18 protein-coding genes are annotated in these 26572 nt (G+C 41.5%); 11 read left to right on the top strand and 7 right to left on the bottom strand.

Annotated features, from left to right (window positions below):
* Window positions 1-209: 209 nt before the first annotated feature.
* Window positions 210-1136: an LpxL/LpxP family Kdo(2)-lipid IV(A) lauroyl/palmitoleoyl acyltransferase gene (locus ACRWQL_RS07025; protein ID WP_434952880.1), complete on the bottom strand. Its 927-nt coding sequence runs from the start codon at window positions 1134-1136 to the stop codon at window positions 210-212.
* Between the two features lie 103 nt (window positions 1137-1239).
* Here ACRWQL_RS07025 and hldE point away from each other — a divergent pair, with 103 nt between their 5' ends.
* The 3 genes from hldE (at window position 1240) to ACRWQL_RS07010 (ending at window position 4450) form a co-directional block, all read left to right on the top strand.
* Complete coding sequence (gene hldE / locus ACRWQL_RS07020; protein ID WP_434928300.1) at window positions 1240-2670, top strand: bifunctional D-glycero-beta-D-manno-heptose-7-phosphate kinase/D-glycero-beta-D-manno-heptose 1-phosphate adenylyltransferase HldE; 1431 nt, start codon at window positions 1240-1242, stop codon at window positions 2668-2670.
* A 94-nt stretch (window positions 2671-2764) separates the two neighbouring features.
* Entirely contained in the window at window positions 2765-3700 is a 936-nt protein-coding gene (locus ACRWQL_RS07015; protein ID WP_434952879.1) for a hypothetical protein, read from the top strand.
* 270 nt (window positions 3701-3970) lie between these two features.
* Window positions 3971-4450, top strand: coding sequence for a TetR family transcriptional regulator (locus tag ACRWQL_RS07010; RefSeq protein WP_226411105.1), 480 nt, complete (start codon window positions 3971-3973; stop codon window positions 4448-4450).
* Window positions 4451-4959: 509 nt separating this feature from the next.
* Here the strand turns inward: ACRWQL_RS07010 and ACRWQL_RS07005 are convergent.
* Entirely contained in the window at window positions 4960-5661 is a 702-nt protein-coding gene (locus ACRWQL_RS07005; protein WP_434952878.1) for a DUF3581 domain-containing protein, read from the bottom strand.
* Window positions 5662-5970: 309 nt separating this feature from the next.
* Here ACRWQL_RS07005 and ACRWQL_RS07000 point away from each other — a divergent pair, with 309 nt between their 5' ends.
* Complete coding sequence (locus ACRWQL_RS07000) at window positions 5971-8175, top strand: TonB-dependent receptor family protein (protein WP_434952877.1); 2205 nt, start codon at window positions 5971-5973, stop codon at window positions 8173-8175.
* Window positions 8176-8344: 169 nt separating this feature from the next.
* Window positions 8345-8569 carry an amphi-Trp domain-containing protein gene (locus tag ACRWQL_RS06995; RefSeq protein ID WP_226411099.1) on the top strand — a complete coding sequence of 75 codons (225 nt, stop codon included), beginning with the start codon at window positions 8345-8347 and terminating at the stop codon, window positions 8567-8569.
* Window positions 8570-8715: 146 nt separating this feature from the next.
* Here the strand turns inward: ACRWQL_RS06995 and pntB are convergent, their stop codons facing one another.
* A complete protein-coding gene (gene pntB / locus ACRWQL_RS06990; RefSeq protein WP_226411097.1) occupies window positions 8716-10203 on the bottom strand; it encodes a Re/Si-specific NAD(P)(+) transhydrogenase subunit beta in 1488 nt (495 codons plus the stop codon).
* Window positions 10204-10214: 11 nt separating this feature from the next.
* Entirely contained in the window at window positions 10215-11741 is a 1527-nt protein-coding gene (locus ACRWQL_RS06985) for a Re/Si-specific NAD(P)(+) transhydrogenase subunit alpha (protein WP_434952876.1), read from the bottom strand.
* 459 nt (window positions 11742-12200) lie between these two features.
* Between ACRWQL_RS06985 and ACRWQL_RS06980 the strand changes: the two genes are divergently transcribed.
* The 4 genes from ACRWQL_RS06980 to ACRWQL_RS06965 all read left to right on the top strand — a co-directional run bounded on the left by ACRWQL_RS06980 (window position 12201) and on the right by ACRWQL_RS06965 (window position 18473).
* A complete protein-coding gene (locus ACRWQL_RS06980) occupies window positions 12201-13994 on the top strand; it encodes an assimilatory sulfite reductase (NADPH) flavoprotein subunit (protein WP_434928304.1) in 1794 nt (597 codons plus the stop codon).
* 201 nt (window positions 13995-14195) lie between these two features.
* The gene (cysI, locus tag ACRWQL_RS06975; RefSeq protein ID WP_226411091.1) at window positions 14196-15890 is read left to right on the top strand and encodes an assimilatory sulfite reductase (NADPH) hemoprotein subunit; all 1695 of its coding nucleotides are present in this window, start codon (window positions 14196-14198) and stop codon (window positions 15888-15890) included.
* On the top strand, window positions 15883-16635 hold the full coding sequence (locus ACRWQL_RS06970) for a phosphoadenylyl-sulfate reductase (protein ID WP_434952875.1): 753 nt from the start codon (window positions 15883-15885) through the stop codon (window positions 16633-16635). Before cysI ends, ACRWQL_RS06970 begins: the two co-directional genes overlap by 8 nt.
* A gap of 977 nt (window positions 16636-17612) precedes the next feature.
* Window positions 17613-18473 carry a hypothetical protein gene (locus tag ACRWQL_RS06965; protein ID WP_434952874.1) on the top strand — a complete coding sequence of 287 codons (861 nt, stop codon included), beginning with the start codon at window positions 17613-17615 and terminating at the stop codon, window positions 18471-18473.
* A 277-nt stretch (window positions 18474-18750) separates the two neighbouring features.
* Here ACRWQL_RS06965 and ACRWQL_RS06960 read toward each other — a convergent pair whose 3' ends face one another.
* Entirely contained in the window at window positions 18751-18975 is a 225-nt protein-coding gene (locus ACRWQL_RS06960) for a DUF2726 domain-containing protein (protein WP_434953346.1), read from the bottom strand.
* Window positions 18976-19586: 611 nt separating this feature from the next.
* On the opposite strand from ACRWQL_RS06960, the gene ACRWQL_RS06955 reads away from it, so the two are divergent.
* Complete coding sequence (locus tag ACRWQL_RS06955) at window positions 19587-21305, top strand: hypothetical protein (RefSeq protein WP_434952873.1); 1719 nt, start codon at window positions 19587-19589, stop codon at window positions 21303-21305.
* A 208-nt stretch (window positions 21306-21513) separates the two neighbouring features.
* Here the strand turns inward: ACRWQL_RS06955 and ACRWQL_RS06950 are convergent, their stop codons facing one another.
* The gene (locus ACRWQL_RS06950) at window positions 21514-23670 is read right to left on the bottom strand and encodes a M3 family metallopeptidase (RefSeq protein ID WP_434952872.1); all 2157 of its coding nucleotides are present in this window, start codon (window positions 23668-23670) and stop codon (window positions 21514-21516) included.
* A gap of 288 nt (window positions 23671-23958) precedes the next feature.
* Between ACRWQL_RS06950 and ACRWQL_RS06945 the strand changes: the two genes are divergently transcribed.
* A complete protein-coding gene (locus ACRWQL_RS06945) occupies window positions 23959-24219 on the top strand; it encodes a DUF5062 family protein (protein ID WP_226411077.1) in 261 nt (86 codons plus the stop codon).
* Between the two features lie 245 nt (window positions 24220-24464).
* Here ACRWQL_RS06945 and ACRWQL_RS06940 read toward each other — a convergent pair whose 3' ends face one another.
* A complete protein-coding gene (locus tag ACRWQL_RS06940) occupies window positions 24465-26456 on the bottom strand; it encodes a methyl-accepting chemotaxis protein (RefSeq protein ID WP_434952871.1) in 1992 nt (663 codons plus the stop codon).
* Window positions 26457-26572 lie beyond the last annotated feature (116 nt).

Genomic DNA, 26572 nt, shown 5'->3' with positions numbered 1-26572 from the left:
CATATTTTACAAGGTTTAACATAATGCTGTGGTATTCCTATTTAATAGGGTTATTTTATGTGGCAGCTGATACGCTGTAACAGGGCGCATCGTCACTTATTCAGGTTAAAATATCAACCCATTTTTAGGTTCATATATTATATTTAACCGATAGAAATCTGATTTCTAAATATACTGGATTAGCTAGCAGACGACTTAGTGGATCTTTATTAGTCGTAAAGCGATGGACTATTTTCATCTGGGCGTGTTTTAAAGCGTCGATGAAGCCACATATACTGTGAACGTCTTCTATTAATTATTTGTTCAATCATTTTATTACCGCGTATCGCATCATCAAGTTCATTGTCGCCAGGAAAGTTATCTAGAGGTGGCAATATCTCAATTTTATAGCTTCTATCGTCACTTGTGCGTTCAACAACAAAAGGTAATACGTTTGCCTTACCTAATTTAGCCAACGAGGTTGCCCCAGTTATTGTAGCTGCATCAGGTACTGCAAAAAATGGAATAAACACCGCACTTGAACGGCCAAAATCTTGATCCGCCGTGTACCAAATAACATCCGGTGCGCGTAAGCTGCGGATCATCTGACGTACATCACGTTTAGGCACTAGTCCTTTGTTAGAGCGTAGTCGGCCTTTTACCTGTAAATATTCCATCACTGGATTGTTATGCGGGCGATATACTCCAATACCAGGTTGGAATTGACCAAAAACACGAGCGCCCATTTCTAACGGTAAGCAATGAACCGCAAATAAAATAACGCCTTTACCATTTTGCAAACTGTTTTCAACATGCTCCTGGCCTGTCATAGTCATGTGAGCTTGTACTTTTTCATCCGACCACCACCAAGCATTAATGGTATCAAATAGTGCTTTACCCGTTTCTTCAAAGTTACTTTTTAGCAATGCCTGTTGCTCATTTTCAGGCATATCGGGGAAACACAGCTTAATATTACGTTTAGCGGTGTGTGTTCTACTTCCCGCCACAATCATTACTAAACGGCCTAATCCGGCGCCTATTTTCATTTGCATTGAAATAGGTATAAGTTGGGTTGTGCGCATGATTGCTACGCCTAACCAGAGTAACCAATACTTAGGGTGATAGAGTTTTGAGGTGAATTGGGCTTTTTCGATCACAAATGACTCGTTTATCGATGAATTTTTTTAATATTCTAACTCATTTCTCTGTGAAAATTAGGTACAATCAAGGGAATTTTTTACAACAAACAGTGATTACACTATGAAGGTTTCTCTTCCTGCTTTTGAAAATGCCCGTGTTTTAGTGATTGGCGATGTGATGCTTGACCGTTATTGGGTTGGCCCAACGGCACGAATTTCGCCAGAAGCCCCTGTTCCTGTTGTGAAAATAAATCAAATTGAAGATCGTCCGGGCGGAGCGGCTAACGTGGCATTAAACGTTGCTGCTTTAGGTGGCAAAGTGCAACTAGCTGGATTAGTTGGTAAAGATGAGACCGCTGAAGCGCTGACTTTAGGGGTAAGAACCCTTGGGGTTGAACCACAATGGCTGGCAGTTGAAGGCAAACCGACTATTACTAAGTTACGCGTATTATCGCGTAACCAGCAGTTAATTCGTCTTGATTTTGAAGAGCCCTTTGAACTTAGCCACAGTGAACAGCTATTTCAGCAAGCTGAAGCCTTGTTAGATGATATCGATGTATTAGTGTTATCTGACTATGCTAAAGGCGCCATTATCGAACCTAAGGCGTTTATTGCCAAAGCCCGTGCTAAAGGGGTGAGTGTATTAGTTGATCCAAAGGGAAGTGATTTTGGTCGCTACCATGGTGCTTCATTAATTACCCCTAACATGAGTGAATTTGAAGCTGTTGTAGGTACTGTTACCTGTGAAGATGATCTTATTGCAAAAGCAAAAAACTTATTAACTCAACATGATTTTAAAGCCATTTTAGTGACTCGTTCTGAAAAAGGCATGACGTTAATTACCCAGGATGAACCTGAATTACATATTCCTACCGTTGCGCGCGAAGTACACGATGTTACTGGAGCCGGTGATACGGTTATTTCTGCATTGGCGACTTCTATTGCCGCAGGTGCGACGCTTGCACAAGCCTGTGCCATTGCCAATACCGCAGCGGGTATTGTTGTCGGTAAATTAGGTACCTCTACAGTAAGCCGTATTGAACTGATTAGCGCTCTAAAAATTAATCAAGGTGAGTCGGGCTTTGGTGTCATGAGTGAAGACCAGTTAGCCTATGCTATGGATCAAGCGCGTTTACGTGGCGAAAAAATTGTCATGACCAATGGCTGTTTTGATATTTTACATGCGGGACATGTCAGCTATTTACAACAGGCTCGTGCCCTTGGTGACCGATTAATTATTGCCGTGAATGATGATGCATCGGTTAAACGTTTAAAAGGCAATGGCCGTCCAGTTAACCCGGTTGATCGCCGTATGGCGGTTCTAGCTGGTTTAGCGTCAGTTGATTGGGTTGTCGCTTTTGCTGAAGACACACCACAGCGAGTTATTGCGCGTTTACTGCCTGACTCGTTAGTGAAAGGTGGTGATTATAAAATTGAAGATATTGCTGGCGGAGCAGAAGTCATCGCTAATGGCGGTAAAGTAGAAGTACTTGGTTTTGAGGAAGGGGTGTCAACGACAGCAATTATTCAAAATATTATGGCTAATAAATAGTGTGACGCTTTTTTCAAGGCTGAAATTGCCCTTCACTGATATCTATTTTATTCATATGGTTAAATGCTATCGATGCATTTACTCTTGTGTCGATGTGAAGGGCAAGTCAGGTCAATTAATCAAATTAGTTGGCCTGCTGTTTTGTATTGTTCAGTCAGTTAATCTGCATGCCGAGCAGTTAGATCATATTACTCACCAGCAACAAATATCTTCAGTAGATACCCCGTCAGAATGGGTTAATATTTTCAACAAGCAGGCATTAATTTGCCCGCTGGCCAATATTGACTTCTGCCTCAAAGAATTACCACACTCTCTACAGAAACAAATAGGATTATCAGCACTGAATGTTCGCCAATCTATGGGCTATAAAAGTGCCATGGTGTTAGCTGTTAACCATCCAACTATTGCGGGAGTTATAGTAATACAAGCTGACCGAGAGCCCAAGCAACAGACCGGCTCATTAGGGCTTGAAACCTTTAGTATTGAGCTTATTAACCAGGCTCAATTAAGCTTATGGCATGAGATAGGACACTTGCATAATATTGCATTGCAGGGCCTGGAATTACCGTCAAACTTAACTGATTACCAGCATGAGTGGTTAGCTGACGTTTATTTATTTTGGCATTTAGCGCAAACACAACAGCTACATTTTGCCTTGCAACAACTGCATCGTCGTAACTTAGCTATTATTCATGATAGTGATAACTTATCTCACTGGAGTGCCCCTCAATTGCAGTATTTGTTACAAATGAATGCACAGAAACCATACGTAAAAGATATTCCTTATCGTGAATTTATAGCGCAAATTTATCCCCAGCTACCCAATTATTCCACCAGAGACATTAGCGAATTTTCAAGTTTAATCCAACGTACATTTGGTGCCGGTGTGGTGCAACCATTACCCAACTATATGTTTTGGCGCCAACCCGATTTAGCCAAAATTCTTCAACCGACATTAGATTTTTTGATGGGAAAGCCAGCCGCACAAAAATGGCGCAGTCAATATTTAGAGTCATCGCAAAATTTGTAAGCGCTATCTACTGATTTATATGATTTATTTAAAGTGAAATTTTTTGTTGTATTTTTGCTAATTGGTTAGGGGCTGCTTAGTAGAGAATTAGATTAATACTCTTTGAATTTTAAAGGTAAATTATTAACAGGTGTATCAAAATGGCTGGATTTTGATACATTTTGTCGTGTAAATGTTGGCAAGTCTGTTGTTTCTGGGGTTATTTTTAGCGGTACTTTCTAATGCTGTCTGGTAAGATTTTCTCCCAAATTATTAGCGAGACACAGTTGCATGGCCAAGCGTTCAAGAGTTGAAACCGAACAAACCGTAAATCAAATTTTAGATGAAGCCCTTAAACAAATCCTTACCATAGGTTTTCAGGCTATGTCATATACAACCTTGTCAAATGCAACTGGCATTAGTCGAACTGGTATTAGTCATCACTTTCCAAAAAAGACCGAGTTTTTAGTGCGTTTAGATCATAGGATCGGGCAGCTATTTGTTGATACACTCGATTTTAGTTCTATTGCATCGTTAGAGCTATCATGGAAAAAAGCAGTGCAGGGTGAAGAGCATAAGGCAGTACTGAAACTGTTTTTTAGCCTTTGTGGTACCAGCGATGATAACGTGACATATTTTAAAGCAGTCAATATTGCACAAGAAATAGCGTCAACTGAGTTAGGTGAGGATGGCGTAAAATGCGTAAATCATTTAATAGGTTACAGTGCTATTTTATTGCTAGAAAGTACGCCTCAACAAAAAGCGGCTTAATTGATAAATTGTCTGAGTGGGCTTCCCTTACGTCCACTAAGACCATTTGAATGCTTATATAAAATCGCTGCGACCAATTCAAATAGTATGCTAAATCTACCTATCCTTATGTTCTACAAGTTATGTTTGCTTTACAGCGAGCATGATTGTGTATCCCCACCATGCCCCCAAAAACGCTAGCAACATCTATTGCTTATTTAGTCTGCTGCAGTCACATCTATTGATCCTGATATTGACGACATAATCTATATAACTAGGTGTTATTTTAGGGGGAGTAATATTTTAGTGGTGGCAAGGCTGTTAGGGTTACCGGCACTTATCTCATGGTTTATAGACAGTGTTTTATTGGCAGTTTTTGATAGGGAATACTGGCTTGATAAAGTAGTAAGGAAATCATTGGGTGTTAGTTAAATAACAATCGTTTAGCGTATTTTTATTGGTAGTGAAATTGAAGGGTAATCGCGCTTATTCATCATCAAGTAAGCGCGTTTTTAAGCCAAGCGGGAGGATTATAAAGTGTCTTTACGGGATTGGTAATTTTGACACATTTGTTGTGCTTTTTCTTCGTCGTATTCACACAGTCCACTTAACACTAAGGTTTTTTTCCCAGTACCAATAACACGTTCTTCATGACGCAATTCAAAGGTCAAGGTGACATCACCACGTTTGCCATTAATTAATAACTGTTGATCAATTAAATGTAGGCTGATGTCATCAAAGTCAAAGTGGTCAAGATGAAATGACATACTTTCGTAAATCACCAAAGGACGATCAGGGTTAATCATTACCTGATGTTGCTTCATCATAGGAACCAATACGTGGATAAAGTTTAATCCAGAAAACGCGACATAACTTTTGATGAATGCGGCTGTTTGTATATCACATTGACATACTTGCCCCTGGCGAGTGACGTGCATGTACTCTTTGTTTTTCGCATCAATGATAGTGAACTTATCTTCGCCAAAATTGGGTAAGCACAATTCAACACCATCACCGACCATACCAGCAAACTGGAATGTCATGTTTTGGCTTAAGCCATATTCGGTTAAGACCAGTGCAAATAATAAGTCACCCGGCACACAAAAACGTTTTGCGCCGACATCATGGATAGGGTTGAAATCTCCAGCAACCCGTTTAGCAAAATCACTGGCTTGTTGTGCCGCGATAAAAACACTTTGATCTTGCTTAGAATAATAAGGTGATAAAAACATGATGGAATGAGTCTTATAATTAATGGTTAATTTTTTCACCGTAGTTTACTGCACATTTAGCAATATACTCACCCGATGACTCGTTATCTTTTGATACAAAGTCAAATCTGAATATTTTTTGTACTGACTGGCGGTGATCTAATTCACATATGTGAAATTGGTCGCCACAAGACTACCTTATTTGTAAATAAAGCGTACCTATTTGTTGATTTTAAGGCTCGCTTAAGTAAAATTACGCACAATCACTAACGTTAATAAGAATTGTTTTTATTTGTATTTTAGTAGTTAGTAGTATTTGGGAGAGTTAACATGAGCCAGTCAAACACCTTACGTTTGAGTGTTTTAGCAAGTGCATTATTGATGAGCATGGGTGCAACAGCCGAAGATAAAGCTGCCGGCACAAAGCAAGTTACTAAACAAGCCAACATTGAACAAATAACCATATTCGGTAGTCGCAATCCTATTAACACTGTACCGGGCAGTGCGCATGTTATCTCTGCAGCTGATATTGAGCAGTTTAAGTATACCGATATTATGCGTACATTGGCTTCAATTCCAGGTGTGTATATTCAAGAAGAAGACGGCTATGGCTTACGCCCAAATATCGGGATGCGCGGTACAGGTCAAAACCGTACTGAAAGAATTACTATTATGGAAGATGGCGTATTAGCCGCTCCAGCGCCTTATTCTTCACCAGCAGCTTATTATTTCCCTACTTCTGGTCGTATGCAAAGTGTAGAGATTTTAAAAGGTAGCTCTACGGTTAAATATGGTCCACGTACTACAGGTGGCGTAATTAACATGCTATCGCGTCAAATTCCAGATGCAGATTTAGCGGGTAAAGTGGATGTTGCCGCTGGTCAAGATGGCTTTGGCAAAGTACATGCTTATGCCGGTGGTCAAGGTGATCGCGTCGGTACGGTCGCTGAAATCTATCGCTACCAAGCTGACGGTTTCCGTGACATCAATGGTGTTGGCGGTGACACTGGTTTTGTTAAAAATGATGCGCTTGCTAAAGTCAGCATTAAAACGGATGAAACCGCTAAGTATCAACAAATTGTTGAGTTAAAACTGAAGTACGCCGATGAGGTTTCTAACGAAACTTATATGGGGTTAACTGATGCTGATTATGCTGCAACGCCATTTACGCGTTATTCTGCGTCACAAAAAGATCAAATGACCACTGAACACAAGCAAATACAGTTAAATCATGTGATTGAACTTAATGATGCACTTTCACTTAATACTACGGCTTACTATAACGACTTTCACCGTAACTGGTATAAAGCGGATAAAGTGGGTGGTTCAAGTTTAAGCAGTGGCGGCGTGCAAAATGCAGCTGATTTTGACAAGGGCTTAGTTACTGCACCTATTGATGTTAGTGTTAAAGCGAACAATCGTAGTTATTTATCTCAGGGTTTACAAACTGAATTAAATTACTTTGTCGGTAACCATGAGCTTGCATTTGGTGCGCGTTACCATGAAGATGAAATGGACCGTTATCAGTGGGCTGATACCTATCAATTAGACACTTCTCAAGTAATGAACCGCACTAAAAGCGGTATTCCGGGCACAGATTCTAATCGTATCGATAGTGCAGAAGCCTGGTCATTGTTTGTTCAAGATCGTATGACCATTGGTGATTTTGCTATTACCGCGGGTGTTCGCTACGAAGACGTTACCACTAATCGCGTAGATTGGGGTAAAGCAAACCCAGGCCGTGATGGTGAAGCGAGTAAAGATGTTGATAACAGTTTCAGCGCTATCATGCCTTCTTTATCTGCGACTTATCAAGTGAATGACGCGCTTATCGTATTAGCAGGCGTGCAAAAAGGTTTCTCTCCTGCTGCACCTGGTAACGCTGACGGTCAAGAAGAAGAAAGCTGGAACTATGAAGCAGGACTTCGCTATAACCAAGATGCGTTAACATCAGAAGCTATCGTATTCTATGGTGACTACAGCAATATGCATGGTAACTGTACAGCGGCTCAAGGTTGTGATGATAACAACATTGATAACCAGTACAACGCCGGTGAAGTTGATGTAACGGGTTTAGAGTTGAGCTTAGGATATGAGTTTAACCAAAAAGGTGAATTAAGCTTCCCAGTGAAGATGGCCTACACCTACACCAGTGCAGAGTTTGGCTCTGATTTTACCTCTGACTTTGAAAGCTGGGATAGCGTAAGTAAAGGTGACTCGCTAACTTATCTGCCAGAAAATCAGTTATATCTATCAGCAGGTGTTGCAGCAGAAAGCTGGCAAGTGACATTGGCGGGTCGTTATACCGACGATATGCGCACTAAAGCGGGTCAGGGTGATATTCCTGCTGAACAGTTAATTGCTTCTAAAACAGTATTTGATTTATCAGCGCGTTACTTTATTAACGACGCGTCAGAAGTATACTTAAATGTAGATAACTTATTTGACGAAACCTACATGACCACGCGTGTTCATGGCTCGGTTTTCTCTGGTAAGCCACAATCTGCAACATTAGGTTATAGCTATAAGTTTTAAGCTTGGCGTAATAGTGAACGAGTAAAATCAGGAGGGCTAACCATGTTAGCCCTCCTTTTTTTATAATATTTTTTGGTACCTAATTAGCTATATTGAGTCAATGAATCATTAAGATTAGGTAAGTTGATTCATTTTGTTATGGATAACAGTTATTTGCGGAGTAAATAAAATGAGTTTAAAAGCAGACAGAGATATCGAAAAAACATACACAACGGCTGAATTTGTTGCAAAACTAAGGCGATTAGCTGACTCACTTGAAAGTGGAACTAAATTTGAGATCCAGATAGCCGGTGAAAGAATTTATGTGCCAGTGCGTGCCACTTACAATATAGAGCATGAAAGAATTGATTCAGAACAAGAAATAGAATTCCAGATTAAATGGTCAAACGATTAAATTATTACTCTTGATTATTGTATATGGGCGATAAATAGCTGAACCTTGATTAAGGCTAGTCTATATAAAACAGTATTGTTGCTGGTTATAAACATAAAAAAATACCAGCCTGTTGGCTGGTATTTTTATGTTGCAAAGCTCAGTAATTAAAGTGCTTTTAGAATCGCTTCTACGCTGTCTTTAGCATCACCAAATAGCATTTGAGTATTGTCTTTAAAGAACAGTGGATTTTGCACTCCCGCATAACCTGTGTTCATTGAACGCTTAAAGCCAATCACGTTTTGCGCTTTCCACACTTCCAGTACTGGCATGCCAGCAATTGGACTGTTTGGATCTTCCATCGCAGCAGGATTAACTGTGTCATTGGCACCGATCACTAAGACGGTATCAGTACTGCTGAAATCTTCATTGATTTCATCCATTTCTAATACAATATCGTACGGCACTTTTGCTTCGGCTAACAATACGTTCATATGGCCAGGTAAACGCCCTGCAACGGGGTGAATACCAAAGCGCACCTTGATGCCTAAATCACGTAATTTACGGGTAATTTCTGCAACCGGGTATTGTGCTTGCGCAACCGCCATACCATAACCTGGGGTGATGATGACTGATTGAGAGTTTCTCAGCATATCAGCAACATCTTCGGCATTGGTTTCGCGGTACTCGCCCACTTCTTCATCGCCACTTGTGGCGACAGCATCGTTACCAAATCCGCCAGCAATGACCGAGATAAACGAGCGATTCATCGCTTTACACATGATGTAAGACAGAATTGCGCCCGATGAACCCACCAATGCACCGACAATGATCAGTAAGTCGTTTGATAGCATAAAACCCGCAGCGGCTGCAGCCCAACCTGAGTATGAGTTAAGCATTGAAACCACAACTGGCATATCCGCGCCGCCAATAGAGGCCACTAAATGCCAACCAAAGGCAAAGGCGATTAGCGTCATAATCAAGATTGGGGTAACCGCACCGCCTGTTTGCACAAATTGCACCATTAACACTAACGATACAATCACCGCGGCTAAGTTCATCTTATGACGATGTGGCAAGGTCAGTGCTTTTGATGGCAGTAATCCGCGCAGTTTGGCAAATGCCACTACAGAACCGGTAAAGGTTACTGCACCAATAAATACCCCTAAGAAGACTTCTACAAGGTGAATATTAAGCATTGCCCCAGTTAAATGTTTACTTTGCTGCTGTACTTGGCTTGCCTCAGCAAATGCCGCTTCAGCCGTTGCAAGCGTAGTGTCTAAGTCATTACCGATTGCCACTACAATTTCGTTAATTGCCTGTGGGTGTAAGTCGATAAAACTGTTGTAACCCACTAATACCGCAGCCATGCCCACAAAACTGTGAAGAATAGCGACTAACTCAGGCATTTCGGTCATTTCAACTTTCAGTGCCAAGCGAACGCCAATTGCGCCGCCAATCACCATAGCTAAAATAATCCATACTACGCCTGTGGTACTTGGGTTTAAAATAGTTGCACCAAGGGCAATAACCATCCCTATGATGCCAAATAAATTGCCGTTTTTAGCCGTTTCTTGTTTTGAAAGCCCCGCAAGGCTTAAAATAAAGAATACCGCCGCGACAATGTACGATGCTGTTACCAGTCCTTCTGACACGATAATTCCCCTTAATCTTTACGGAACATTTTCAGCATGCGCTGAGTGACGGTAAAACCACCAAAAATGTTAATACTTGCAATTAACACTGCGATAAATGACAGCACTGTGACCAGTGTTGAACCCTGTCCAATTTGCAGCAAAGCCCCGACAACAATGATGCCTGAAATGGCATTGGTGACTGACATAAGCGGTGTATGCAATGAGTGAGACACGTTCCATACCACGTAGTAACCGACCACACATGACAATATAAATACCGTAAAGTGCGACAAAAACTCCGATGGTGCAACTGTGGCTATTGCGCCAAATGCCACAATACCAGCAAGGCCTAAAATATACTTAAGCTTAGAAGGGGCTTTGGGTTGAGCATTTTGGGCCGCAGGCGCTGCGGCTGGTTTGGCTGGTGCTGCAGACACTGAAATGGCCGGAGGCGGGAAGGTAATTTCACCGTCACGCGTTACCGTCATATTACGCATAACAACATCGTCAAAGTTAAGCAGCGCGTTACCGTCTTTTTCCTTGCACATTAACTTCATCAAGTTCACAAGGTTAGTGCCATAAAGTTGCGATGATTGTGCCGGTAGTCGACCAGGCAGGTCAGTGTAACCAAGAACTTTTACACCGTTGTCGGTGACAAACTTTTCGCCTGTTACGGTATATTCACAGTTACCGCCAGTGGCTGCCGCTAAATCGACAATCACAGAACCTGACTTCATGCTATCAACCATGTCTTTGGTAATAAGCTTAGGAGCTGGGCGGCCAGGAATCAGTGCGGTGGTAATGATAATATCGACATCTTTTGCCTGCTCGGCAAATAACGCCATTTCAGCAGCAATAAACTCTTCTGACATCACCTTAGCGTAACCGTCAGATGAACCGCCTTCGGTGTTCTCAAATTCAAGCTTTAAGAATGTGCCCCCCATAGATTCAATTTGCTCGGCTACTTCTAAGCGAGTATCGAAGGCACGGACGATTGCGCCCAGTGATCCCGCAGCACCAATAGCGGCAAGGCCAGCTACGCCAGCACCAATAACCAGTACTTTAGCCGGTGGCACTTTACCCGCGGCAGTGATTTGGCCGGTAAAGAAACGGCCAAATTCATGGGCGGCTTCAATAACTGCACGATAACCACCAATGTTAGCCATAGATGATAGGGCATCTAGTGACTGAGCGCGTGAAATACGTGGCACCATGTCCATCGCCATCACGGTAATTTTTTTCTGAGCTAATTTGTCAACTAAGTCAGGATTTTGAGCTGGCCAAATAAAACTAACTAGGGTTGTGCCAGGTTTCATTTTGTTAATTTCATCGTCTGTAGGTGCATTAACTTTGAAAACAAAGTCAGCTTGGTATGCATCTTCTACAATTTCAGCCCCTGCGTGTTCAAATGCGGCATCATCAAAACTTGATAATTTACCTACATCCGCCTCTATGGCCACACTAAAGCCGAGCTTTTTAAGTTGTACCACTGTGGCTGGCGTCGCAGCTGCGCGCGTTTCACCTGCAATACTTTCTCTCGGTATTCCAATCTGCATGACTGTTCCCTGATGGTTAATGAGTAAAATGCGATAAGGCTCCCCCGCCAAATAGCATAATATTTTCACATGATCATTCGTTGACGGTCGTGATCAACAAATCGATCGTATTTGGCTGGCATTGATATCAGTTGATGAACATCAATAGGTCTCTGTTGACGATACCTTTTGGGCATCGTTTTGTTGTTTTATGCAGAGAACAATTAACTTGATAGATAACCAATTGTTAATCCAGCTTCTTAGCTTGCTGTAGACACTGCAATCAAACAAGTGCTGCAGGGTTAATTAATGCTGTTTTAATTAAGGGAAATTAAAAACTTTTAACTAACCCACACTTTTGTAGCCTAAAAAAACGACTTTGCATATTCCTAAATGGAATAAAAAATTATCTTTTATTCTTTTTTGCTTTTAGCGGACAGGAGTAAGCTTACAAACATTACACTGTTATAAGGCCGTCTTATGTTGTTAAACGAACTATCTTCATTAGCTTCACCTTTGTCACCAGGGCAAGTCGATAAGCTAAAACAACTCACCTCTGAGTTATCTGCTGTGCAATTAGCTTGGGTAAGTGGCTACTTAGCTGCCAGTGCTAACGCTAATGACAGCCAAAGCCTACTGGCTGGAGCTACACAAGCAAGTGCTAGCCAAACAGTGACTATTCTTTATGGTAGTCAAACCGGCAATGGTCGAGGCGTAGCAACAGAATTAGCGGCTAAAGCACAGGCACAAGGTTATGCAGTTAATTTAGCCTCAATGGGTGAATATAATGTGCGCCAATTGAAGCAAGAAACCCTATTGCTAGCAGTAGTGAGTACCCATGGTGAAGGCGAAGCGCCAGATGACGCGATGGAATTGCATAAGTTTTTAGCTTCAAAGCGTGCCCCTAAGCTGGATAATCTTCATTACTCAGTGCTCGCGCTAGGTGATTCAAGCTATGAATTATACTGCCAAACAGGTAAAGATTTCGATGCTCGTTTTGCTGCATTAGGTGCAAAACAATTACTGCCATTGGCTGAATGTGATGTTGATTACGAGCAGGCTGCGTCAGATTGGCAAGACAGTGTATTAGAAGCCGTTAAACCTCATATTCAAAGCGTGGGTGCAGGCATAGTTTCTGTACCACAAACACAAGCTGGCAGCAGTGCGTTTACTAAGCAACAACCGTATACCGCTGAAGTATTAGTCAGTCAAAAGTTAACCGGACGAGATTCAGACCGTGATGTACGCCATGTAGAAATTGACCTTGGTGAATCAGGTATTTCGTATCAAGTCGGTGATGCATTAGGCATTTGGTTTAGCAATAACACTTTACTTGTGCATGAAATTATTTCAGGTTTAGGTTTATCTGCAGATGATCAAGTCATCGTAGGTAAAGAAACCTTAAGCCTTGTTGACGCCTTAACAGATAAAAAAGAGCTAACCCAGTTATACCCTGGTTTAGTAAAAGCATGGGCTGAATTTAGCGGCAGTGCAGAGCTATTGGCATTAAGCGAAGATAAAGAGCAAACACGTCAGTTTGTACTCGCCAACCAGCTGGCTGATTTAGTGGTCGCATACCCAGCTAACGTTACCGCAAGCCAATTAGTTGAAGTATTACGCCCATTAACACCGCGTTTATATTCAATTGCTTCTAGTCAAGCAGAAGTAGAAACTGAGGTTCACTTAACGGTTGCATTGGTTGAAGATGAGCGTCAGGGTCAAGCCCGATTTGGTGGTGCTTCTCATTTCTTAGCATCAGCAGAAGAAGGTCAGGCGGTTAAGGTTTATGTTGAACCGAATAAGCATTTCCGTTTACCTGAAAACCCAGAAACCCCAGTGATCATGGTAGGCCCTGGAACCGGTGTAGCACCATTCCGTGCCTTTATGCAGCAACGTGCCGCAGACGGCGTAACGGGTGACAGCTGGTTATTCTTCGGTAACCCACACTTTGAACAAGATTTCTTATATCAAGTTGAGTGGCAGCAGTATTTAAAAAGTGGCGATTTAAGCCGTTTAGATGTAGCGTTTTCACGTGATCAAGCTGATAAAGTTTATGTGCAGCATCGTATTACCCAGCAAGCTGAGCATGTATGGCAATGGTTACAAAATGGTGCCCATGTTTACATATGTGGTGATGCTGAGCGTATGGCTAAAGATGTACATCAAGCATTAGTTGGTGTTGTAGTATCGCAAGGCGGGCTAACTGCTGATGCCGCTGAAGCTTACTTAGAAGATTTACGCAGTAATAAGCGTTATCAGAAAGACGTGTACTAAGCTAATAACTAACCTTATAGCATTAGTATCAGTATCAGAATTAGGCTTAGCTGCAAAGAGGTATTGCGACCCGATGAGTCAATTGCAATGCCGCAGCTAAGCGATTAAGCAAGATTATTGTCGCACCAGGTTATTAACCGTTAAGTCATTAAGATTAAACGATCAACGCCTTAGCGAATATAGAATTAAGAGGCTGTCTCCATGAGTGATGAGCAAAAATTAGCAGTAAACGAATACCTAAAAATCGACAGTGATTATTTACGCGGTACTATTCAAGAGGGTTTAGACACCCAAGTGACCGGATCGTTTAGTGATGGCGATCAGCAGTTAATTAAATTCCACGGTTTTTACCAGCAAGACGACCGTGATTTACGTAACGAACGTAAAGAGCAAAAGCTAGAACCTTTATATAGCTTTATGCTACGAGCTCGCGTGCCAGGCGGTATTTGTTCGCCAGCACAATGGTTAGATGTGGATAAAATCTCATCAACGCTAACCACTTCAAACAGTATTCGTTTAACTACGCGTCAAACGTTTCAGTACCACGGCATTCCAAAGCGTAATCTAAAAACCTTGATCCAAGGCTTAGACAGAGCTGCACTTGACTCTATTGCGGCATGTGGTGACGTAAACCGTAACGTAATGTGTAACCCAAACCCGGTTCAGTCTAAGCTGCATCAGCAAGCTTATGCCGTGGCTAAAGAGCTATCTGATCATTTACTACCACACACTCGTGCCTATGCCGAGATCTGGTTAGATGAAGAAAAGCTATTAGACACTGAAACCCATGAACCGGTTTATGGCCAAACCTACTTACCGCGTAAGTTTAAAATGGCTGTGTCTGTGCCGCCAGATAACGATGTTGATGTTTACACCAATGACCTAGGCTTTATTGCCATTGAAGAAAATGGTCAGCTAATTGGCTTTAACTTAGTCGCTGGTGGCGGTATGGGTTCAACCCATGGAGAAGTTGAAACCTTCCCGCGTTTAGCCGATGACTTTGGCTATATCAAAACCGCTGATGTGATTAAATTTGCTGAAGCCGTGATGACAGTGCAACGTGACTGGGGCAACCGAGTTAACCGCAAACGTTCACGCCTTAAATACACCATAGTGGATCATGGCTACGATGCATTTAAAGCCGAAGTTGAAAAGCGTACAGGTATTAAATTCGAACCTAAACGTGATGTTGTTATCGGTGATCGTGGCGATCGTTACGGCTGGGTTGAAGGTATTGATAACAAGTGGCACTTAACCTTGTTTATCGAAAGTGGCCGCATTAAAGATGTACCGGGTAAAACACTGCAAACCGGTTTACGTGAAATCGCTAAGATCCATAAAGGCGACTTCCGTATGACTTCTAATCAAAATATGATTATTGCCAGTGTCGCAGCTGAAGATAAGGCCGAAATTGAAGGCTTAGCGCGTAAGCATGGTCTATTGGGTGAAGTGTTATCGGCAACCCGTGGTCACTCTATTGCCTGTGTGGCATTACCTACGTGTGCATTGGCGATGGCCGAAGCTGAGCGTTATTTCCCTGAGTTTATCGATCATATTGATGCGTTACAGCAAAAACATGGCATTGGCGAACAAGCTATTGTTGTGCGTATGACAGGCTGTCCAAACGGCTGTGCGCGTCCTTTTGCGGCTGAAATTGGCTTAGTGGGTAAAGCGCCTGGGCGTTATAACTTGTATTTAGGCGCCAGTTTTGAAGGGACTCGTTTAAATAAAATGCACAAAGAAAACATTCAAGAAGCTGAAATTTTAGCTGAGTTGGATGGTTTGTTTGGCCGTTACGCTACTGAGCGTGATGCGGGCGAGACCTTTGGTAACTTTACGGTACGTATTGGTGTCGTAAAGGCGGTTTTAGACGCCGCTAAGGATTTTCATGGGTAATTTCTCTATAGGACCTGAGCAGTTAGTGGCATTGCTCAGTCAACCTAAAGAGGTTCAGCAAGCTGAACTGGCAAAGATAAATCAGTTTTTATCTGCTTTAACCGCAGCTGAGCGTGTGGCATGGGGTCTGGCATTTTTGCCAGGCGAGCATGCTTTATCCTCTAGTTTTGGTATTCAGGCTGCTGTGATGTTGCATTTAGTCAGTCAGGTTCAAGCCGATATTCCGGTCATTTTGACTGATACCGGTTACCTGTTCCCTGAAACTTATCAGTTTATTGATCAGTTAACCGAGCGTTTAGACTTAAATTTGCAAGTTTATCGCGCGGATCAAACCGCAGCATGGCAAGAGGCGCGCTTTGGTAAGTTGTGGGAGCAAGATTTAGCCGGACTTGAGCAATATAATCGCATCAATAAAGTTGAACCTATGCAACGTGCTTTAGCTGAACTTAATGTGGGCACTTGGTTTGCGGGTTTACGCCGCACACAAGCAGGTACGCGTGAAGCATTGCCTATTTTAGCCATTCACGGTAATCGTTATAAATTACTGCCGATTATTGAATGGACTAACAAAGATGTGCATGAGTATTTAACCGCCCACGCTTTACCGTATCACCCATTATGGGAACAAGGGTATGTGTCGGTTGGTGATACCCATTCAAGTAAGCCATTAGAGCTTGGGATGACTGAAGAAGAAACCCGTTTTAATGGTATGAAGCGTGAATGTGGATTGCATTACGAAATATAGCTTTTCGATTATGTTACTGTGACCGTTTTTAGGTTGAGTAAGTTGTCGTGAGTAAATTGAGTAAGTATTTGAATTTTAAAATACTCCCTAAAAAGAGTTAAATTTTGTTTAAAAAGTTAGGCAGAGTACGCAATACTCGTCTACATTTACTCATTCCCGTAGATAGTTTTTTGTTGACACTTTTTAGGATTGTTTTTGCAGTCCAAGTACCTCCAAAAGCTTCGCTCGCATCCTCGAGCACATTGATTGACTTGTTAGCGTAATAAGCAATCAAATTTAAGCCCCAACAAGCATTGCTTGTTGGGGCTTTATATTATTCACCCTAGCTGTTTTTTTGATCCTATATCACACAAGAGTTACTTCATTTCTGGGCGAAAAGTGCGCTTGGCTTAAATTATTTTTACAGGCTTACCATGGCATTGACTCACCGACACGCGCAGCTTTTGATTTAAACAAGAGCGATCCCTATAGATCTTCCGCCCCGCCCATGGGGCGGACGGTCGTCTCGCAAACACTCATGGTTCACCTTTACGGTATTTGGGTAGCCGACTGGAAGGTTTAATTTTATAAAAGTTTACCCTGACCGGACTAAATTTTGACTTCAAGTGCAAATGATCCAGCGAGACGCCGCAAGCACGTCCATGTGGGCTTCACCAAAACATCCATGTTTTGAATACTCGCTGACTCATCTGCACCTGAATTTTTGTCTCTTCGATTTAGCTTCATTTGTGATTGTAGTAAAAGCTAAATCAGAACAAGAGTTAACTCGTTTTTGGACATTTCCGTGTTACAAAGATAGGACAAAGTTTAGTTTTCAGATAACTTCTAGTATTACAATTACCTACAAATGCCTGGTCAAAACTACTGAGCCACTGCAGTGAGTTCTGTAAAGAGAATAATTTACAATCTACATAGTTTACTTCGTTATTTTACATGAATACAATCGATAACGATAATCATTAGCGTTGAGGTAAATTATGAAGTTTTACACTTTAATCACTAAAATATGCATTATGGCATTCATAATGTTTAGTACGAGTAGTTACGCAAATAACTATGTTGAATGTTATGACTGTTCATCAGAGGAAATGAAATCCATAGCGTTAACTTGGGCAAAAAATAACATTTCTGTTTCAGAGGCACAAAATAACGTACGTAAAGATGTACATTTAATTAACATACTCAATAACGATGCGGAAAGTTATCGAGTACATTTACAACTTGTTCAAATACCACCTCCTTTACCCAGTACATACCTACCTTTTGGTGAGAAAATAAATACCCCAATTGAAATATTAGGGCCTTTATCCGACCTAAAAGCATCGAGGAGTCAACTTTTAAGCGCTGGCAGCACCTTAACCATACCTAGTTCCGTAATATCTGATGCTTGGCAATTTACTAATTGTGCTTTCTGTGAGAACAATGTAGACGATTTTCTAAATAGCCACCTCAATGGTGAAATTTTAACTGTTCAATTGACTCTAACCGCGATTGTAAAGACATTTGGATTAATTGAGACGGGGATTCCTGAGACGTTCAGAATAAACCTAGAATCTGGGGGGTATTTAGAATTGTTAATCAAATTAAATAATGAGCCAACGAGCTTGAAAGTTGTAGTGACAAAAGCTGTCGATCAAGATAATAACACAGTGCCTTTTAGTGCGGACAAATTAAGGAGATTAATCATCCAGGTATCTTCACTTAATAGGGCTACTAGTATTGATGCATTTATAAATAATTTTAATTTTGCAATCCCACATCGGATGGGGTTTATAACAATAACAGACTGTCCGTTAATTGTTGATGAAGATGAAATTCCTAGACCATGTAGTAAGTAACTGTTCTACATTGATTACGAACTATTTGCGAGCATATAAAACATGCTCAATAAATGGTGGGATAGAACCTCCCACCATTTCTCTTACTGCAAAGCTATGTAAATGCCCTTCACAAGTAGCTACGGTCTGACAGTGATTAAGTGTAAATCTAGCCGAGTCAAAACTATACATAAACATGTTTACTTAGTGATGGACAGTTTCGAATATCTCTAGTTTTAGCTTCTAACTTTATAGGCATAGTTGGACAAAATCCCGAGCTAATCTGAAATGTTGTCCTCTATCTAATATGTTTTCTGATTACAACCTTAAAGTCATGTGCAGTGGTCAGGGAATCGGTATCAGCACGGACTCTGTGAAGCGGAATGTTTGCAGCATCAAAGATGTTATTTTTTAGTTTGTCCCTGCGTCTTGCATCTACATTGCAATGATAGTTACTATCTACCTCGAAAAAATATTTTGGGTTATGGTTATCAGTTGGATCAAAAACAACAAAATCAACAATCCCTTTGAAGTAAAAGTACCTTTCAGGTTGAGTAAGATGTTCTCACACTTTGGTGCAAAAAGTGAGGCAGTGTTTTTTGAAAAATCTTATGCCACTCACTCTTTAAAACTTGCCAATTAACTAAATGCTCGAAAGGTTCATTATGGTGATTTGCGAGCCGACCATCCGACCCAGGGATGGGTCGGTTGAGCTACAAGGACGTACTTGCGCGTGTCGGTGAGTAAATGCCATGCTGAACCTACATCAATAAACTTCACGTATATTCCTTGCTATGAGCGAAGCTGCATATTTCCAAACAAACCTTGGCGCAAAACCAAGTTAGCGTTTTTGACATAATCTTTTTCCACTCAATCTTTAAATCCTGCAGGTTAAGCTAAAGGCGTCAAATTTAGCTTATTGATTACACCTTTCAACTCGAGTTGAGGCCTGTATTTAAAATGATAATCATAATTAAATACAGGCCTAAGCTAATGCGTTAAGGTCGAATTAATGTTAAATTATTGAATCGTTTACCTATGTCTTTGAAAGTTGGAAATAGGTACTTTTGACCAACAGATAATCCTCGTGACTCTCATGGAAGAGTTAAATAGTGAATAAATTGGAGTTTATAAATGAATAAAATGGCTGTTGCAGTTGCTGTATTAGCGGTTGGTGCGGGTGGGTATTATTTTAGCCAACAATCTAACTCAGTAGTGGCAAATCCTATGCTGGATTATATTCCAGCAGATACGTTAGCGTTTTCAGGGCAGTTAAGCCCTTTTCCCTTTAAAGATTATCTGTATAGCTCTGCGGGAAGCGCTCAAGGTTATTCGGTTGAGCAGCTTGGTGAATTAAGTGATTTTTCTGAGCCGCATGAGAAGTTTTTCTTAAGTCTTTATAAGCAATATCTGACATTGATGACCGAGCCTGACAAGCTGATAGCGCATTATGGTTTACCTGATGAGATGCAAAGTTATTTTTATACGCTAGGTGCTTTGCCAGTGATGAAGCTTCAATTGGCTGATGCGAAAGCGTTTTGGGCTGAATTAGATCGTGCTGAGCAAGAAAGTGGCTTAACGCATACTGTCGGCATTACCGCAGAGCTTGAATACCGTGCTTATCGATTAACCGGTGAAGACTCTGATGAGACAGTGGATATTATCTTTGCTGAAGATAAAGGCTGGTTAACGGTAACGTTAAACACCTCATTTAACCAAGTTGAATTGTTGCAAACTGCGTTAGGTGCCAAAAAAGTTGATAACCCAATTTCTGCCACCACTATGCTACAAGATATCGCCAAGCAACATGGCTTTATGCAAGACAGTATTAGCTTTATCAACCATGTTGAGTTAGTAAAAGGTATCACCTCTACCGATGGCAACATGTTGGCTAAGCAAATTACTAAATTGGCAGCGCTTCAGGATGAAGACCCATTTGCCGAACTTCACAGCGAACAGTGTCAAACTGAGCTCATGGGCATTGCTAATAACTGGCCACGTTCGGTAATGGGATTTAAGTCTTACTCTGTATCGCGTGAACAAAGTACATTTGATGCGCGTTTTGTGATTGAAAGCAAAAATGCAGTGATACTGGATGCATTATCTAAAATGCGTGGCTTTATTCCTGATTTTGGTGCTGATGCTGCCGACCATATTATGTCATTTGGTTTAGGGATTGATGTGGCTCAGTTAGCACCGTCTTTAAATGCAGTTTGGAAAGATTTAAAAACACCAAGCTATCAATGTCAGCCTTTAGCTGAAAGCCAATATGCATTAGAAGAGTTCAATCCTGCCATGATTGGTATGATGACCGGCATGGCTAATGGCGTTAAAGGGTTAAGCTTAACGGTAATCGATTATACGTTAAAAGATACTAATGGTTCACCCGCTTTTGACAAGTTAGACGCGTTAGTGACTATGTCAGCTGAAAAACCAACCCTGTTGCTTGATATGGTTAAACCTATGTACCCACCTTTAGCTCAGGTTGATTTAAAGGCTGACGGTGAAGCGGTTGATGTGACTTCACTGTTAATGTTGCCACCTGAGTTTGGTGTACAAGCAAAAATGGCTGTTAAAGGTCAGCATTTAGTCTTGTTTGCCGGTGATGAAGCGCAAAAGTTAGCGGATACCTTAGGTAAACAAGCATTAACTTCAAATGGTTTGCTTAACTTAGCGGTTGATTACGAGAAAATGTTATCGCCAATGATGACCATGATAGAGCAAAGCGGCGAAGAAGTGCCGGAAGAGTTGTCTATGATGAAAGATTACAATATGAGTATGCAAATGACGATTGATATCAATGCTAAAGGCATTGAGATTGGCTCGAAAGTGAATACTAAAGCCGCTAAGTAATTTGTAGCAAGTGCTTGAAAATAGACAAGCCGTTCGCTTAATTGCGAGCGGCTTTTTATTGGGCGAAGCGCTAAAGCTAAACCTAAAGCGAGTGCATGCCAGCGTTAAGTTGTCGGATATTCAGATATAAAAAATCGACCCCAGATATCATTCTGAGGTCGATTATTAAGGTTACTAGTTACTGACGTTAAGTTATCAAAACCAGAGATTAGTTAACTAAACCACGACGCTTTAATAGCGCATCAGTTGAAGGTTTTTTGCCTGCAAAGTCGATATAGCTTTGCATTAGATCCTGGCTATTACCTTTTGACAGCACAGCGTCACGATATTTCTGGCCATTTTCTAGGGTTAAACCACCTTCTGACATCATGTGCGAGAACGCGTCAGCGGCAAACACTTCAGTCCATAAGTAAGCGTAATAACCCGCTGAATAACCGCCGCCGAAACTGTGGCTAAAGTAGGTGGTTTTATAGCGTGGTGCTACTGGCGTGTAATCTAAACCGTGTTTTGCTAGCGCTTGTTTTTCAAAAGCGGCAACATCACTAATTTCAGTTCCTGCAGCAATTGAGTGCCATTCCATATCAAGCAGCGCCGCAGATAAGTATTCAACCGTACCAAAACCTTGGTTAAAGGTATGTGACTTTAAAACTTTTGCAAGAAGTTCAGCCGGAATAGGCTCGCCAGTTTGATAATGCTTAGCGTAGTTTGCTAGCACTTGTGGCTCAATACTCCAGTCTTCGTTGGCTTGCGATGGAAACTCAACAAAGTCACGTGCGGTTAAAGTACCCGCTAAACTTGGATATTTAACCTGTGAGTATAAGCCGTGAATAGCATGTCCAAATTCATGGAACATGGTGCTTACTTCGTCAAATGTCATCAGTGTTGGCTGACCTTCGGCAGGCTTAGGAATATTCAGCACGTTATAGACCACTGGCTTAGTATTTTTTAAGAATGATTGGCTAACCAATTCATCCATCCAGGCTCCACCACGCTTACCTTGGCGTGCATATGGGTCTAAATAGAACAGGCCAATTGAGCTACCGTCTTGGTTAAATATTTCATATGCAGTCACATCTTTATGCCACACAGGTAAATCAGCGCGCGGTTTAACTGTGATGCCATAAAGCTTATTCATCGCAAAGAACAAGCCGTCATTTAGTACAGTGTTCATTTCAAAATAAGGCTTAACCTGGCCGTCGTCTAGGTCATATTTAGCGGTACGTACTTTCTCTGCATAGTAAGCCCAGTCCCATGGCTCAAGGGTAAAGTCTTTACCATCTTTAACAATTTCAGCTTGAATATCAGCAGCTTCAATTTTTGCTTTAACCAGTGCTTTTGGTGCTAGGTCGTCAAGTATGCCGTAAACCGCTTCTGGGTTTTTGGCCATTTGATCGCCTAGTGAGTAAGCCGCCCATGTTGGGTAACCTAATAGTTGCGCTTTTTGTGCACGTAGTTGAGCTATTTTAATGTTTAACGGCGCGTTAGTTTCCATGGCGCGATAAGCAGAGGTTTGCCACAGCTTTTTACGTAAATCGCGGTTTTTAAGGCTAGATAAAAGTGGCTGAGTGGTGGTGTTCACTAAGGTGATCATGTAACCCGTTTTACCGGCAGCTTTTGCCGCAGAGGCTAGTGATGCGATGTCGTTATCGGATAAACCGTCAAGTTGCGCTTTATCTTCAACCAAGATCACGTCATCTGTGAATGATTTCAACACGTTTTGTGAGAAGCTCGTTTCAAACTTGGCTAATTCACCGTTTAACTGACGCATTGTGCTTTTGTCTGCATCAGACAATTCAGCGCCTGAACGCACAAAACGATCGTAGTAAACTTCTACTAAGCGTAAATCTTCACCGGTTAATGTCGCTTTGTTTTTATAAATAGTTTGAATGCGGGCAAAAAGCTTTTCATCAAGATAAATATTGTCCTGGTGTGCCGTTAGCTTAGGAACAATTTGTTCTTCAACGCTGATGAAATTGTCGTCAGAAATTAACCCGGTAAGATTGAAAAAGGCGCGTTGAGTACGGTCTAAAATAGCACCGGTTTTTTCTAACGCGACAATGGTGTTGTCAAACGAGGCGGCTTCAGTGTTATTGGTTATCGCGGCGATTTCTGCTTTGTGCTCTAACATGCCCTGTTCAAATGCAGGTAAGTAGTCACTCGCCTTTAATTTATCAAATTGCGGCGCCATATATTGTAAAGGGCTTGGCGTTAATAGCACGTTGTCGGCAGTGGCAGGCGTTTTTGTCATTGTTGTTGATGCCTCTGCGGTCGTTTTGCTGGTCATTGAAGTGTCTGCTGATTGCTCTGAACAGGCGCTAAGCATCAGTGCAGCACTGACTGCTGTTGTTATAAGGGTTTTACGCATTGAAATATCCTTGGGTCTTTGCCCGATTGAGGTGTTTTACGCCTATTCAAAATATGATCGTAGCGTTGAATAGTGGCCGTAAAAACATAAAATAATAACCTCAATACAATACCAAGCCTTCGGCTTGCCGCATAGGGTTATGATATTAACTAAGATTAATTTTTAAAATCTATGCCATCAATAGTGATATTTGCGAGATATTTAGGCATCTAAGTCATAAATTTTAGTGGTATTTTATGGATATTCGCGTAGCTTAATAATGATGAATACGCACGATAAGGGCGATAGATGAAAGCGGGTAAACACGATACAAAACTGCTAAAACTTGCAATGGAAATAGGCATGGGCTATGCGCAAAAACGGGGTTTTGCTGATTTTGGAAAAGGTATTTCACCCAAAGATAAAGTGGAATGTATTTATCGATTATTGGTTGAAGACAACCTGATTCAAGCCTTGGCCGAAGATAAAGATGATGGTCCGAATCGCAAGCATAAATTAATATTATGGATCAGTAAGCAATTGCCTAAAGAGCATGAATTACTCAACTGATCTTTACTCTCAAGGATACCGTTAACGGTATTAATGGCCTTGGCATTGCTTCATTCAAGCGATTATTACATTCCAGCGTCTGTTACTTTTCAGTGATGTTTACATTTTAGAGATTGTTAAATGCTAGAAAAAAGCGAACTCTTAAAGAGTTCGCTTTTTGAGTTTGGCTATTTTTGGCTATGTCACTCATATTGTGGTGACAACGCTATATATGCCCAATAGTCCTGTAGCTTACTGCCTGATCACTAAGCATAGCCTTTACTCAAATCATACAGACGATTTGACAACTCTGATGACGAGCTACTGACATTGGCTAATTCAAGCGCATCCTTGGCATTTAAGTCATTACTGACTCTAATGTTTTCGGCAAGCTGGTTAATTTCGCCCGACACGTTTGACTGCTCACTGGCTGCTACCGCTATTTGCGAAGTGCTTCGACTTATGCCGCTAAACACTTCGATAATTTCATTAAATCCAGCAATAACTTTCTCTGATCGAGTCAAAGACTCACTCGATAAAGACTGTGAACTGACAATAATATTCACCCCCTGGCTAGCCGATGTTTGTAACTGAGCTATCATGGCTTCTATCTTGCTGGCGGATTCTTGAGAACGGCCTGCTAGGGTTCTTACTTCATCTGCAACAACCGCAAATCCGCGCCCCTGTTCGCCCGCTCTAGCGGCTTCAATGGCGGCATTTAATGCCAACAAATTCGTTTGCTCTGAAATACTTTTAATCACATCTAACATAGTACCCATTTGTTGAGAGTCCGACGCAAGACGATTAATAATATTGGCAGTTTGTTGAAGTACTTCTGACAATGCCTGGTTGGCTTTACTATTTTCTTTAACATCATCCATACGTCGTTGAACCAGACCTTGGGATTCGTCGACGGTTTCTGAGGTTGATTTGGTGTTTCGTGCTACCTCGGCTGCGCTGGCTGACATTTCTGTGATGGCAGCGGCAAGCATGTGGTTTTCTGTTAGTTGTGACTCAGCGCGTTGCTTTAGCATAGAGGACATATCATTTAGCTGTTTGGCTCGGGCTTTGGCCTCCACAGCTTCGTTTGCTATCTGTCCAAGTAAGCCCTTAAGATGTTCGCTGTATTGGTTAACGGCTTGTTTTAAATTACCTATTTCATCATGCCTGTCAATTTTGAGCGTTGCAGCAGAACCACCACTGATTAACATGCGAATTTGCGCAGTGGTCTCATTCACCCATTGCATCACTTTGTTAGCATTCAAAATCAGAATCCCGACAAAAAAAAGCAGCATTGGAATAAGCGTCGCGTATAAGCTTAAGCTTAAATCGCTGATTGGTTTTTGGATGATAGGGTCAGGTAGCACTATGCCAATCTTCATGCCTTCTTCTGCCATATCCATTATCGCCAACATAGAGCCACTGCCTTCAACAACGCCCTCTGGCAGTTGAATGATGGTTTGACCGCTGTTGATTGCGCTTAATAGCGGTTGCAAGCTGCTATCTTGGGCGACAACATCATTGAGTTTTTTCATATCAAGGGATGTTGAGCGAATATTTGGAAAGCTGATAATTTGATTGTCTTGACCAAGTACAAAGTTGAACCCGCCCGATTCTTGGTTTTGGCGCTTAAACAGCTGATCTAAACCCGCTAGCATTAAATCAACGGTTGCCACTCCCCAAAACTGTCCTGCTCGATTAATTGCGACAGTGCAGGTGACCATGGCGGTGCCACTGACCGGATCTTCATAAGCTTCAGACCAACCGCATTGTCCAGTATTAAGTGAACGGCCCGCAATATACCAGGCTTCATTATGATAGCCAGGACCACTGGGTTTATTGTAATCATCAATTTTGTCTAATTGCCCTGAAGCATTTCGTGCCCAAAAAAAAGATTTTAATGCCACACCTGAGCTAAAAGCGTTAGGTTCTGGCCAAATGCCTCCGCCAGCGACATTGGCATTGCCAAACTGGTCAATTATTTGGGGGAATAGCAGCGAAAATTGTTGTTCATCTAAGGGTAAAGTTGCTGCTAACGAGGCTAAGCTTTGGGTCAACACAGCGCCTTTACTGAGTTCAATTCTTACTTCATTAACACTGGCCGAAATACGTAATAGCTCTTTCTTTTCAACCTCTTTTTGAATAACCGGTAATGCTAATGTCTGCATTACCACGTAAATAAGTACAATTGCTGTGACTAATAAACCCACACTAAGGTAGGTCGCTTTTTGTGAAATTAATAACGTTTGCTTTTCCATTAGGAATACCCTTTACGAGCTCACTGAACCGGATGTTACTTTCGCTTTAGCATCACGAATTAACGCTAGTAATATTATAGTCACTATCTTTTCATTCGGTTGTTTATATCGTCAGC

This window comes from Shewanella sp. HL-SH4 (genome assembly GCF_051164845.1).
GTDB lineage: Bacteria > Pseudomonadota > Gammaproteobacteria > Enterobacterales > Shewanellaceae > Shewanella > Shewanella glacialimarina.
This window is presented reverse-complemented; position numbering and strand designations above follow the sequence as displayed.

What these genes read in the sequence shown, in the direction of transcription:
- hldE (WP_434928300.1), top strand. Translation starts at nt 1,240, where the DNA reads ATGAAGGTTTCTCTTCCTGCTTTTGAAAATGCCCGTGTTTTAGTGATT.
- ACRWQL_RS06995 (WP_226411099.1), top strand. Translation starts at nt 8,345, where the DNA reads ATGAGTTTAAAAGCAGACAGAGATATCGAAAAAACATACACAACGGCT.
- ACRWQL_RS06965 (WP_434952874.1), top strand. Translation starts at nt 17,613, where the DNA reads ATGAAGTTTTACACTTTAATCACTAAAATATGCATTATGGCATTCATA.
- ACRWQL_RS06985 (WP_434952876.1), bottom strand. Translation starts at nt 11,741, where the DNA reads ATGCAGATTGGAATACCGAGAGAAAGTATTGCAGGTGAAACGCGCGCA.
- ACRWQL_RS07005 (WP_434952878.1), bottom strand. Translation starts at nt 5,661, where the DNA reads ATGTTTTTATCACCTTATTATTCTAAGCAAGATCAAAGTGTTTTTATC.
- ACRWQL_RS07010 (WP_226411105.1), top strand. Translation starts at nt 3,971, where the DNA reads ATGGCCAAGCGTTCAAGAGTTGAAACCGAACAAACCGTAAATCAAATT.
- ACRWQL_RS06970 (WP_434952875.1), top strand. Translation starts at nt 15,883, where the DNA reads ATGGGTAATTTCTCTATAGGACCTGAGCAGTTAGTGGCATTGCTCAGT.
- ACRWQL_RS06950 (WP_434952872.1), bottom strand. Translation starts at nt 23,670, where the DNA reads ATGCGTAAAACCCTTATAACAACAGCAGTCAGTGCTGCACTGATGCTT.
- ACRWQL_RS07000 (WP_434952877.1), top strand. Translation starts at nt 5,971, where the DNA reads ATGAGCCAGTCAAACACCTTACGTTTGAGTGTTTTAGCAAGTGCATTA.
- ACRWQL_RS06955 (WP_434952873.1), top strand. Translation starts at nt 19,587, where the DNA reads ATGAATAAAATGGCTGTTGCAGTTGCTGTATTAGCGGTTGGTGCGGGT.
- ACRWQL_RS06980 (WP_434928304.1), top strand. Translation starts at nt 12,201, where the DNA reads ATGTTGTTAAACGAACTATCTTCATTAGCTTCACCTTTGTCACCAGGG.
- cysI (WP_226411091.1), top strand. Translation starts at nt 14,196, where the DNA reads ATGAGTGATGAGCAAAAATTAGCAGTAAACGAATACCTAAAAATCGAC.
- ACRWQL_RS06940 (WP_434952871.1), bottom strand. Translation starts at nt 26,456, where the DNA reads ATGGAAAAGCAAACGTTATTAATTTCACAAAAAGCGACCTACCTTAGT.
- ACRWQL_RS06945 (WP_226411077.1), top strand. Translation starts at nt 23,959, where the DNA reads ATGAAAGCGGGTAAACACGATACAAAACTGCTAAAACTTGCAATGGAA.